This window comes from Pseudomonas sp. H11T01 (genome assembly GCF_048515765.1).
Lineage (GTDB): Bacteria > Pseudomonadota > Gammaproteobacteria > Pseudomonadales > Pseudomonadaceae > Aquipseudomonas.
In genome coordinates, this window is sequence record NZ_JBLYED010000001.1 from 264,125 (window position 1) to 276,043 (window position 11,919).

11 protein-coding genes are annotated in these 11,919 nt (G+C 60.6%); 9 read left to right on the plus strand and 2 right to left on the minus strand.

All coding sequences use genetic code 11. The features are described 5' to 3' along the window. Positions 1 to 37 precede the first annotated feature (37 nt). The 3 genes from spoT to ACN1C3_RS01330 all read left to right on the plus strand — a co-directional run bounded on the left by spoT (position 38) and on the right by ACN1C3_RS01330 (position 3,364). On the plus strand, positions 38 to 2,143 hold the full coding sequence (spoT, locus tag ACN1C3_RS01320; protein ID WP_419113976.1) for a bifunctional GTP diphosphokinase/guanosine-3',5'-bis pyrophosphate 3'-pyrophosphohydrolase: 2,106 nt from the start codon (positions 38 to 40) through the stop codon (positions 2,141 to 2,143). A gap of 38 nt (positions 2,144 to 2,181) precedes the next feature. Continuing rightward, positions 2,182 to 2,562: a RidA family protein gene (locus tag ACN1C3_RS01325; RefSeq protein ID WP_003229509.1), complete on the plus strand. Its 381-nt coding sequence runs from the start codon at positions 2,182 to 2,184 to the stop codon at positions 2,560 to 2,562. 61 nt (positions 2,563 to 2,623) lie between these two features. Continuing rightward, the gene (locus tag ACN1C3_RS01330) at positions 2,624 to 3,364 is read left to right on the plus strand and encodes a hypothetical protein (protein ID WP_419113977.1); all 741 of its coding nucleotides are present in this window, start codon (positions 2,624 to 2,626) and stop codon (positions 3,362 to 3,364) included. Between the two features lie 49 nt (positions 3,365 to 3,413). Here ACN1C3_RS01330 and ACN1C3_RS01335 read toward each other — a convergent pair whose 3' ends face one another. After that, positions 3,414 to 4,271, minus strand: coding sequence for an SDR family oxidoreductase (locus ACN1C3_RS01335; protein WP_419113978.1), 858 nt, complete (start codon positions 4,269 to 4,271; stop codon positions 3,414 to 3,416). Positions 4,272 to 4,457: 186 nt separating this feature from the next. On the opposite strand from ACN1C3_RS01335, the gene exbB reads away from it, so the two are divergent. The 6 genes from exbB (at position 4,458) to ACN1C3_RS01365 (ending at position 11,229) form a co-directional block, all read left to right on the plus strand. Next, complete coding sequence (gene exbB, locus ACN1C3_RS01340) at positions 4,458 to 5,420, plus strand: tonB-system energizer ExbB (protein ID WP_419113979.1); 963 nt, start codon at positions 4,458 to 4,460, stop codon at positions 5,418 to 5,420. Positions 5,421 to 5,426: 6 nt separating this feature from the next. Further along, positions 5,427 to 5,855, plus strand: a complete 429-nt coding sequence (gene exbD, locus ACN1C3_RS01345) for a TonB system transport protein ExbD (protein WP_419113980.1) — start codon at positions 5,427 to 5,429, stop codon at positions 5,853 to 5,855. Then, entirely contained in the window at positions 5,852 to 6,601 is a 750-nt protein-coding gene (locus ACN1C3_RS01350; protein ID WP_419113981.1) for a TonB family protein, read from the plus strand. Before exbD ends, ACN1C3_RS01350 begins: the two co-directional genes overlap by 4 nt. A gap of 146 nt (positions 6,602 to 6,747) precedes the next feature. Beyond that, positions 6,748 to 7,665: a LysR substrate-binding domain-containing protein gene (locus ACN1C3_RS01355; protein WP_419113982.1), complete on the plus strand. Its 918-nt coding sequence runs from the start codon at positions 6,748 to 6,750 to the stop codon at positions 7,663 to 7,665. Positions 7,666 to 7,674: 9 nt separating this feature from the next. Continuing rightward, positions 7,675 to 9,750 carry an ATP-dependent DNA helicase RecG gene (recG, locus tag ACN1C3_RS01360; RefSeq protein WP_419113983.1) on the plus strand — a complete coding sequence of 692 codons (2,076 nt, stop codon included), beginning with the start codon at positions 7,675 to 7,677 and terminating at the stop codon, positions 9,748 to 9,750. A 78-nt stretch (positions 9,751 to 9,828) separates the two neighbouring features. Continuing rightward, positions 9,829 to 11,229 carry an aminoacyl-tRNA deacylase and HDOD domain-containing protein gene (locus ACN1C3_RS01365; RefSeq protein ID WP_419113984.1) on the plus strand — a complete coding sequence of 467 codons (1,401 nt, stop codon included), beginning with the start codon at positions 9,829 to 9,831 and terminating at the stop codon, positions 11,227 to 11,229. 141 nt (positions 11,230 to 11,370) lie between these two features. Here ACN1C3_RS01365 and ACN1C3_RS01370 read toward each other — a convergent pair whose 3' ends face one another. Continuing rightward, positions 11,371 to 11,748: a helicase gene (locus ACN1C3_RS01370; protein ID WP_419113985.1), complete on the minus strand. Its 378-nt coding sequence runs from the start codon at positions 11,746 to 11,748 to the stop codon at positions 11,371 to 11,373. Positions 11,749 to 11,919: the final 171 nt, after the last annotated feature.

Sequence of the window (11,919 nt, forward strand, 5' to 3'; positions counted from 1 at the left end):
GCACGGCGCAGGGTCACAGCCATCGGCAGGAGTCATCATGCCGAGCATAGACGCCCTCGCCGATCGCTTATCGACCTATCTCGGCACGGACCAGGTCAACCTGGTTCGCCGAGCGTACTTCTACGCCGAACAAGCCCACGACGGCCAACGCCGCCGTAGCGGCGAGGCGTACGTCACGCACCCTTTAGCGGTCGCGAATATTCTTGCCGACATGCATATGGACCATCAGAGCCTGATGGCGGCCATGCTGCATGACGTGATTGAAGACACCGGTATTGCCAAGGAAGCGCTCTCGGCGCAGTTCGGTGAAACCGTGGCCGAACTGGTCGATGGGGTCAGCAAACTGACCCAGATGAACTTCGAGACCAAAGCCGAAGCCCAAGCCGAAAACTTCCAGAAAATGGCCATGGCCATGGCCCGCGACATTCGCGTGATCCTGGTCAAGCTGGCCGACCGCCTGCACAACATGCGGACCCTGGAAGTGCTGTCCGGCGAAAAACGCCGGCGGATTGCCAAGGAAACTCTGGAAATCTATGCACCCATCGCCAACCGCCTGGGCATGCACAGCATCCGCATAGAGTTCGAAGATCTCGGCTTCAAGGCCATGCACCCGATGCGTTCCGCGCGGATCTACCAGGCGGTCAAACGCGCCCGGGGCAATCGCAAGGAAATCGTCAACAAGATCGAAGAATCCCTCAGCCACTGCCTGGCCATCGACGGCATTCAGGGCGAGGTCAGCGGTCGGCAGAAACACATCTACGGCATCTACCAGAAGATGCGCGGCAAGCGTCGGGCCTTCAACGAGATCATGGACGTCTACGCGTTCCGCATCATCGTCGACAAGGTCGATACCTGCTACCGAGTGCTCGGCGCTGTACATAATTTGTACAAACCGCTGCCGGGGCGCTTCAAGGATTACATCGCGATCCCTAAAGCCAACGGCTATCAGTCGTTGCATACCACGCTGTTCGGCATGCACGGCGTACCGATCGAGATCCAGATCCGCACCCGTGAAATGGAAGAGATGGCCAACAACGGCATTGCCGCCCACTGGCTGTACAAATCCACTGGCGACGAGCAGCCAAAAGGCACTCATGCTCGCGCTAGGCAATGGGTCAAGGGCGTGCTGGAAATGCAGCAACGCGCCGGCAACTCCCTCGAGTTTATTGAAAGCGTGAAGATCGACCTGTTCCCGGACGAGGTCTACGTCTTCACGCCCAAAGGCCGGATCATGGAGCTGCCCAAAGGCTCCACCGCAGTCGACTTCGCCTATGCGGTACACACTGACGTCGGCAACAGCTGCATCGCCTGCCGGATCAACCGTCGCCTGGCGCCACTGTCCGAACCCCTGCAAAGCGGCTCTACCGTGGAGATCGTCAGTGCTCCGGGCGCGCGACCAAACCCGGCCTGGCTCAATTTCGTGGTCACCGGCAAGGCCCGCACGCATATTCGTCACGCACTGAAACTGCAACGCCGTTCCGAATCCATCAGCCTCGGCGAACGCCTGCTGAACAAGGTGCTCAACGGTTTCGACAGCTCGCTGGAAAAAGTCCCGGCCGAGCGCATCCAGTTGATGCTCCACGAGTACCGCCTCGAGGTGATCGAAGACCTGCTGGAAGACATCGGCCTGGGCAATCGCATGGCCTACGTCGTCGCCCGCCGCCTGATCGGTGAAGGCGAGCAGCTACCGAGCAGCGAAGGTCCGCTGGCGATTCGCGGCACCGAAGGCCTGGTCCTCAGTTACGCCAAATGCTGCACGCCGATCCCTGGCGACCCGATTGTCGGCCACCTGTCCGCAGGCAAAGGGATGGTGGTGCACCTGGACAACTGCCGCAATATCAGCGAAATCCGCCACAACCCGGAAAAATGCATCCAGCTCTCCTGGGCCAAGGATGTCACCGGCGAATTCAACGTCGAACTGCGTGTCGAGCTGGAACACCAGCGCGGCCTGATTGCCCTGCTGGCCAGCAGCGTCAACGCGGCCGACGGCAATATCGAAAAAATCAGCATGGATGAGCGCGATGGTCGTATCAGCGTGGTCCAACTGGTGGTCAGCGTGCACGACCGAGTGCATCTGGCCCGCGTGATCAAAAAACTGCGCGCCCTGACCGGGGTCACCCGCATCACCCGTATGCGTGCATAGCTCGCCCAAATAGCCCAACCCATTACAAGGAGTCATAAATGACCAAGACTGTTATCACCAGCGATAAAGCACCTGCCGCCATCGGTACTTATTCCCAGGCGATCAAGGCTGGCAACACTGTCTACATGTCCGGTCAAATCCCTCTGGACCCAAAAACCATGGAACTGGTCGAAGGCTTCGAAGCCCAGACCGTTCAGGTTTTCGAGAACCTCAAAGCCGTGGCTGAAGCTGCCGGTGGTTCGTTCAAAGACATCGTCAAACTGAACATCTTCCTCACCGACCTGAGCCACTTCGCAAAGGTCAACGAGATCATGGGCAAGTATTTCGACCAGCCTTACCCTGCCCGCGCCGCCATCGGTGTCGCTGCACTGCCAAAAGGCTCGCAGGTTGAGATGGACGCCATTCTCGTCATCGAGTAACTGGTACACGTCCTGGCGCAGCCGCCGCGCTGCGCCAATTCCGTTTTGAAAGGATTCCGTCATGCGCAAAGCGCTTGCTCTCTCTTTGCTTGCCATTTTTCTCGGCGGCTGTGCCAGCAATCCCGCCGACCGCGACATCAGTGGCACCTGGATCAACCAGGTAGCAATCGATGCCGCTGCCAAAGGCGGCCCCTTGCGTGAAGCCCTCCAGGCCTACGGTCCAAACCTGGAATGGGACATCAATACCAAAGCCGGTCAGGCGCGATACACCAATGGTTTTGAAAATGTCGACGGCAAGCTGCTGGGTGAAAAATCCGGCGCCTGGAAGATCGACTTTTATGGCGGTTCCGCCAGCGAGCTGAGTCGTGACGGCAAGCGACTGCTGCAGGTGGCGAACGACTCCGAACCGGAACAGGTTTTCCATCCAGCCCAAGGCACGGTTCCCGAAGGCGCACCGATTGGCGCCAGCTTCGAGCGAGCCTTGTACTCCGCTTATATGGGTGGCAGCTGGAAAGTCGTCAACGGCCCGGGTGAAGGCAATACTGTTCAGTTCCAGGCCGATGGCCAGGTGAGCGGGCTGCCGGGCAGCGACCGCTACGCCCTTTGTCTTGCCGGCGACTGCGCCTCCATGAGTGGCGGCAACGACAACATCTGGCTGCAACAGAATGGCCAGGGCAATACCTGGATTTTCGCGCGCAAGGGCAAACAGCTGGAAATATTCCAAACGATCAACACTGCTCAGGCGGACGAGATGCCTTCGTTCACGCCGGGCAATCGTCAGTGGCTGCTCGAGAAGCAGTGATCCAACCCTGATATCAACACAATCCAAATGTGTGTGTGGCGATTGACCTTCAGCAGCGCCCTTCAAGAATCGCCACATACCCTTCACGAAAGCTCGTATAACGCGGCTCCCAACCCAACGCCCGCGCCCGGGCATTGCTGCAACGCTTACTGCCGTTGCGGCGGACGCTGGCATCGGCCGCCCACTCCGTGACACCCAGATACTCGTGCAACCAACCGACCACTTCCGCCAGCGGCGCAGGCGTATCGTCGACACCGATGTAGCAGTCCTGCAGCACTTCGCCCCGATGATCCGCCTGTAGCAGGAACGCCAGCAGACCTGCCGCATCGTCGACGTGAATCCGGTTGCCATACAGCGGTGGATCGATAGCGACACGATAGCCCTGACGCACCTGAGTCAGCAGGCGCTCACGGCCTGGGCCATAGATACCCGTCAAGCGCACCAGACTGGCCGGTATGCCGCTGTGCAAGGCCACTTGCTCGGCTTCCAGCATCAAACGTCCGGAATAACCGCTGGCCTCGGTCGGCGAACTTTCGTCGACCCATTCGCCCGTCTGCTGGCCATACACGCTACTGCTGGAGACAAACAGCAAACGCTTTGGCTGCTGGCCACACTGCTTCAACCAGCCCAGCACATGCTGCAGGCCTTCGACGTAGGCCGCGCGATAACCAGCCTCGTCGTGTTCAGTGGCAGCAGCGCAATACACCAGGTAATCCACTTTCGCAGTCGGCCAGTCGGCCGGGCATTGCTCATTGAACAGATCGCCTGTTACCCCCACGACACCGACCGGCAAGCGCGAAATGTTCCGCCGCAGCCCATAAACCAACCAATTCCCGGCCAGTAGTTGAGTGGCCAAACGGCTACCGACGTCACCGCAGCCGGCGATCAAAACAGAAGGGGTGGACATCACAAAACTCCTTTCAGAAAAGCCCAGCCTAGCGTCGACAATGGACGATCAGCTAATAATCAAATAAAAAAGAGACTCTATTACTTTTGTTAACAAGAATTAATTGCAATAATGCACGCCACTTTGTTCTCGGCCCTGCGAGGCCTGGAAGGACATTTACCGTTTTCCCTCTTAGGTCCGGTCAGCATGACAAGCAATCAACTCCCCGCTTTGCCTACCACGCTTCCTAGCCCACCGCGCGCCTGGCGCATGGTAACAGCGCTGCTGTTCAGCCTGCTGCTGGCACCGACCGCCGCGTTTGCCGAAGAGCCTGTGCATGCCACCGCATCCGCTGATCATGCCGCTGCGGTTGTGACCCCGGTCGCTGCCGACCCGGCTCCGGCTGCCGACGGCGCAACCCTGGAAGGCCAACCTGAAGTACTCGAGGCGGACAACTCGCTGGGCATGGCTCACGACTTGTCGCCTTGGGGCATGTACCAGAACGCCGACATTATCGTAAAAATCGTGATGATCGGTCTGGCCATCGCCTCGATCATCACCTGGACCATCTGGATCGCCAAGGGCTTTGAACTGCTGGGCGCCAAGCGTCGCCTGCGCAGTGAAATCGCCCACCTGAAAAAAGCCACCACCCTTAAAGAAGCCAGCGCAACCGCCACCCAGTCAGGCACCCTCGCCAACCTGCTGGTCCACGACGCTCTGGAAGAAATGCGCCTGTCGGCCAACAGCCGTGAAAAAGAAGGTATCAAAGAGCGTGTCGCCTTCCGCCTTGAGCGTCTGGTTGCGGCCTGTGGCCGCAACATGAGCAGTGGCACCGGCGTGCTGGCAACCATCGGTTCTACTGCGCCCTTCGTCGGCCTGTTCGGTACCGTGTGGGGCATCATGAACAGCTTCATCGGCATCGCAAAAACACAAACCACCAACCTCGCTGTCGTGGCTCCCGGTATCGCCGAAGCCCTGCTGGCGACTGCTTTGGGTCTGGTGGCAGCGATCCCGGCGGTGGTGATCTACAACGTCTTCGCCCGCTCCATCGCCGGCTACAAGGCGCAGGTTTCCGATGCGTCGGCAGAAGTCCTGCTGCTGGTCAGCCGCGACCTCGACCACCTGCCGCCCGAGCGCAGCTCGCAACCGCACATGGTGAAAGTGGGGTAATCGGCCATGGGCCTGCATTTGAAAGAAGGCGCTGACGACGATCTCGCCGAGAACCACGAAATCAACGTCACGCCGTTTATCGACGTGATGCTGGTGCTGCTGATCATCTTCATGGTGGCAGCACCGCTGGCGACTGTGGACATTAAAGTCGACCTGCCTGCCTCGAGCGCCAAACCGGCACCGCGGCCAGAGAAGCCAGTGTTCCTCAGCGTCAAGGCCGATCAGCGACTGTTCCTTGGTGAAGACGAAGTGAAGGCTGAAAGCCTTGGCGCCACCCTTGATGCCAAGACTCAAGGCAAGAAGGACACGACGATCTTCTTCCAGGCCGATAAAGGCGTGGACTACGGCGACTTGATGAGTGTGATGGATGCTCTGAGGGCAGCCGGATACCTGAAAGTCGGCCTGGTCGGACTTGAGACGGCAGCCAAGAAATGATCACGACGCGCCAAAAGCTGACGCGTTACAGCGGTAGCCTGGCAGTGGTGCTGGGCGTCCACGCGGCCGCGATTCTCCTCGCGCTCAACTGGTCGTCGTCACCGCCGGTCGAACTGCCACCGATGGCGATGATGGTCGAGTTGGCGCCGGTTCCGGCACCGCCACCACCGGCACCGCCGAAAGTTGTGACGCCGCCGCAGCCACCGACCCCGGTCGAAGAACTGCCGTTGCCAAAACTCGCGGAGGCGCCGAAACCGACCATCTCCGTGCCCAAGCCGGTCAAACCCAAGCCAAAGCCGCAACCGCCCAAGCCCGTAGAGAAAAAGCCGGAGACGCCGAAGGAAAAACCTTCCGAGGAAAAGCCTAGCGACGCACCGCCGACGCCTGCACAGACGAACAAGTCCGCGCAGCCGACACCCGGCCCTACCGCAGCGCAAACTGCTGCCAAGGAAAGCTGGCAAGGCACGCTGCTCGCGCATCTGGCGAAGTACAAGAAGTACCCGCCCGGCGCTCAATCGCGCGGCAAGGAAGGTATGAACCGACTGCGCTTCGTGGTCGACGCTGAAGGCAACGTGCTGTCCTACGAATTGGTAGGGCGTTCGGGTAATGCCGATCTGGACCGGGCCACCCTGGAAATGATCCGCCGTGCCCAACCGCTGCCCAAGCCGCCGGCCGACATGCTGAACAATGGCGCGATCGAAATCGTTGCGCCGTTCGTTTACAACATCGAAAAACGCCACCGCTGAAGATCAAAAGGCACCGAAAGGTGCCTTTTGCATATCCGCCACCGCCAAACATGCATTACCCAGTGTCGCATTCCTCACCCAGTCTGATAACGTGCGTCTATCGATTGCAGCCGGTATGCTTGGCCCGCAACCTCATGGACGCCGCTATGACTCTCACAGAATTACGCTACATCGTCACCCTCGCCCAAGAGCAACACTTCGGCCATGCGGCCGAGCGTTGCCACGTCAGCCAGCCGACGCTTTCGGTAGGTGTGAAGAAGCTTGAAGACGAGCTCGGTGTGCTGATTTTCGAGCGCAGCAAAAGCGCGGTGCGCCTGACGCCCGTCGGCGAAGGCATCGTCGCCCAGGCCCAGAAGGTTCTCGAACAAGCCCAAGGCATACGCGAACTGGCCCAGGCCGGCAAGAACCAGCTGACTGCCCCACTGAAAGTCGGCGCGATCTACACGGTCGGCCCGTACCTGTTCCCGCACCTGATTCCACAACTGCACCGGGTCGCCCCGCAGATGCCGTTGTACATCGAAGAAAATTTCACCCACGTCCTGCGCGACAAACTGCGCAACGGCGAGCTGGATGCGATCATCATCGCCCTGCCGTTCAACGAAGCCGACGTGCTGACCCTGCAGCTTTACGACGAGCCGTTCTACGTGCTGATGCCCAGCTCGCACCCATGGACCGAGAAGAAAACCATCGACGCCAGCCTGCTCAACGACAAGAGCCTGCTGCTACTCGGCGAAGGTCACTGCTTCCGCGATCAGGTACTCGAGGCCTGCCCGACCCTAAAGGGCAGCGACGGCGCCAAGCACACCACGGTCGAGTCCAGCTCCCTGGAAACCATTCGGCACATGGTCGCTTCCGGCCTCGGCATCTCGATCCTGCCGCTCTCGGCGGTGGACAGCCATCACTACGCCCCCGGCGTAATCGAAGTACGTCCGCTGAGCCCACCCGTGCCGTTCCGCACCGTGGCGATCGCCTGGCGCGCCAGCTTTCCACGCCCAAAAGCGATTGAGATCCTCGCTGATTCGATCCGTCTGTGCTCGGTGGCCAAGCCGCCAGCAGCGAGCTAAGTAACCACAATGACTGAGCTGTCGAAGGTGTCGGTCACGGCGCTCAAGGGCGTCGGTGAAGCCATGGCCGAGAAACTGGCCAAGGTCGGACTGGAGAATCTCCAGGACGTCCTGTTTCACCTGCCAATGCGCTATCAGGACCGCACCCGCGTGGTGCCGATCGGCCAACTGCGGCCGGGTCAGGATGCGGTGATCGAAGGGACCGTCAGCGGCGCCGACGTGGTCATGGGCAAGCGTCGCAGCTTGCTGGTGCGCCTGCAGGACGGTACCGGCGGGCTCAGTCTGCGCTTCTACCATTTCAGCAACGCGCAGAAAGAAGGCCTCAAACGCGGCACCCGTGTGCGCTGTTATGGCGAGGCCCGGCCCGGCGCGTCGGGGCTGGAAATCTATCACCCGGAATACCGCGCCATCAACGGCGACGAACCACCGCCGGTGGATCAAACCCTGACGCCGATCTACCCGCTCACCGAAGGCCTGACCCAGCAGCGCCTGCGCCAACTCTGTCAGCAAAGCCTGGCCCTGCTCGGCCCGAGCAGCCTGCCCGACTGGCTGCCGGAAGAACTGGCGCGCGACTATCAGCTGGCGCCGCTGGACGATGCCATTCGTTACCTGCACCACCCACCGGCGGATGCCGATGTCGATGAGCTCGCATTGGGTCATCACTGGGCGCAGCACCGTCTGGCGTTTGAAGAACTGCTGACCCATCAACTGTCTCAGCAGCGCCTGCGTGAGAGTCTGCGCTCCCAGCGTGCACCGGCCTTGCCAAAAGCCAAAGTGCTGCCAGCGAAATACCTGGCCAACCTGGGCTTCCCGCCGACCGGCGCGCAGCAACGGGTCGGCAATGAAATCGCCTACGACCTCAGTCAGCCCGAACCGATGCTGCGGCTGATTCAGGGCGATGTCGGCGCCGGCAAAACCGTGGTCGCCGCCCTCGCCGCCTTGCAGGCGCTGGAGGCTGGCTATCAGGTCGCCTTGATGGCACCGACCGAAATTCTCGCTGAGCAACACTTCATCAACTTCACGCGCTGGCTTCAGCCGCTGGGCATCGAAACTGCCTGGCTGGCCGGCAAGCTCAAAGGCAAAAACCGCGTAGCGGCACTGGAGCAGATCGCCAACGGCGCTCCAATGGTGGTCGGCACCCATGCGCTGTTCCAGGACGAAGTGCAGTTCAAGAACCTGGCGCTGGTGATCATCGACGAGCAGCACCGCTTCGGCGTACAGCAGCGTCTGGCCCTGCGTCAGAAAGGCGTGGGCGGCCGGATGTGTCCACACCAGTTGATCATGACGGCCACGCCAATTCCGCGCACGCTGGCCATGAGCGCTTACGCTGACCTCGACACCTCGATCCTCGACGAACTGCCGCCCGGCCGGACGCCGGTGAACACGGTGCTGATCACAGATACCCGGCGTATCGAAGTCATCGAACGCGTGCGCGCTGCCTGCGCCGAGGGTCGTCAGGCCTATTGGGTGTGCACGCTGATTGAAGAGTCCGAAGAGCTGACGTGCCAGGCCGCCGAAACCACCTACGAAGACCTGACCAGTGCCCTTGGCGAGTTACGGGTCGGACTGATTCACGGGCGGATGAAGCCCGCCGAGAAGGCCGCGGTCATGGCCGAGTTCAAGGCCGGCGCCTTGCAATTGTTGGTGGCGACCACGGTGATCGAAGTCGGTGTCGACGTGCCCAACGCCAGCCTGATGATCATCGAAAACCCTGAGCGCCTGGGTCTTGCGCAACTGCACCAATTGCGCGGCCGGGTTGGCCGGGGCAGCGCCGCCAGCCACTGTGTGCTGCTCTACCATCCGCCGCTGTCACAAATCGGCCGTCAGCGTCTGGGCATCATGCGCGAGACCAACGACGGCTTCATCATCGCCGAAAAGGACCTCGAACTGCGCGGCCCCGGCGAGATGCTCGGCACCCGGCAAACCGGCCTGCTGCAATTCAAGGTTGCCGACCTGATGCGCGACGCCGATCTGCTGCCCGCCGTACGCGATGCCGCCCAAGCCTTGCTCGAACGCTGGCCGCAACATGTCAGCCCGCTCCTGGAGCGCTGGCTACGTCATGGGCAGCAATACGGCCAAGTGTGAGCAGTGTGTCAGTTAATGGGCCAGCACCTTAAACAAGCTGGTTATACTGGTTGAATTGTAAAAAAACGGATACAGACCATGACCGAAGTTGCCCTCGCTACCGAAGCACCGCACGCTCCGTCTGTTATCCGGATGCTGCTTGGCAAGCTGGCCATCAGCTATAACGAAGTGCTTGAGCACCCCGGCCTTCCTGCCGCGCGCAAGGTTCAGGCCGTTCTGCTGGACGACGCCGTCGGCGCGCTCATGGTGCTGTTTCCACAGAGCCAGTTGCTGGACCTCAACCGCCTCGCCGAGTTGACCGGTCGACGCCTGACCGCAGTGCCCCTCGATCGCCTGGAGCGCATGCTCGGCAAACACAACCTGAGCCTGCTGCCCGGCCTGCCTGCCCTCACCACTTCACCCTGCCTCTATGAAGAAAGCCTGCTGCGCGAACCGAGTCTACTGATCAACTCGGGCGAGCCGGGCGTGCTGCTGGAAGTCTCCAGCGAAGCCTTCAAAAGCATGCTGACCAAAGCCAGCGCCGCGAACTTCGGCGAAGCCCTGAACACGATCCGCCCCAACCTCGACCGCCCCCACGATGACCGCGAGGAAATCACCCAGGCAGTGCAGGCCTTCACCGCCCGAAGGATTCAGCAGCGACTGGAAGAGACCATCGAGATTCCACCGCTGGCCGAGACGGCGCAGAAGATCATCAAACTGCGGGTCGACCCCAACGCCACCATCGACGACATCACCGGCGTGGTAGAGACCGATCCGGCCCTGGCCGCGCAAGTGGTGAGCTGGGCGGGGTCACCGTACTACGCCTCGCCGGGCAAGATTCGTTCAGTGGAAGACGCGATCGTTCGCGTGCTCGGTTTCGATCTGGTGATCAACCTGGCGCTGGGCCTGGCCCTGGGTAAAACCCTAAGCCTGCCCAAAGACCATCCGCAACACACCACGCCTTACTGGCAACAGTCGATCTACACCGCAGCGGTCATCGAAGGCCTGACCCGCGCCATGCCTCGCGCCCAGCGCCCGGAAGCCGGCCTGACCTACCTTGCAGGCTTGCTGCACAACTTTGGCTATCTGCTGCTGGCCCACGTCTTCCCGCCGCACTTCTCGCTGATCTGCCGCCATCTGGAGGTCAACCCGCACCTGTGCCACAGCTATGTCGAGCAACACCTGCTGGGCATCAGCCGCGAACAGATCGGCGCCTGGCTGATGCGCTACTGGGACATGCCGGAAGAACTGTCCACCGCCCTGCGCTTTCAGCATGACCCCGGCTACGACGGCGACCATGCCGAATACCCGAACCTGGTGTGCCTTGCCGTACGCTTGCTGCGCAGCCACGGCATCGGCTCCGGCCCCGACGAAGAAATCCCCGACGCCTTGCTCGAACGCCTGGGCCTGACCCGCGACAAAGCCGAAGACGTCGTCACCAAAGTCCTCGAAGCCGAAGCCTTGTTGCGCGAGCTGGCTTCACAGTTCACCCAGGGTTGATGCGGCGCCTGTAATACTGCTATCGCGAGCAAGCTCGCTCCCACACTGGAACTGCGTCAGATCACACTCTTGTGATCGACGCAAAACCTTGTGGGAGCGAGCTTGCTCGCGATGAATCCAACTCGGTCTAACAGACCAGTCTCAAGCCTTGGCCTTCCTCGGCTTCAAATACTTGGTCAACCCCTGGAACCAGATCACCAGCGCCGGGTTGCCCTTGATCTGAATCGACTTGTCCTGAATTCCTGTCATGAACGCCAGTTGCTTGTTTTTCGCCTGCATCGTGGCAAAGCCGTACGCGGCGTCTTTAAAGGCAATGGCAAATGCCGGCGTCGGGTAAACACCCGAACTGCTGGTAATACGCTGGTCTTTGACAAAGAAGTGACGGGCAACTTTGCCGTCGAGGGTCTGCAACTGGAACACCAGTTCTTTGTCGCCCAACTGCTGCTGAAACGCCGGGTTATTACGACTGGCTTTGCCCATTAACAGGCCCAGCATCCAGAGAAGAAAACGAAATTTCATGCACACGGCCTCAGTGGAGTTATTGGATGGCCGTGGGAGTTTAACGATTTAACGGTAGAACGCCACCGATCTCCTTCGTTAGAAGGAGATCGGCCGGCTTTTACCGCTTATAGCTACAAATTACTACAAAACAACGGATGCCTAGACATTCGGGCAAGGGGCTGGCGCCCA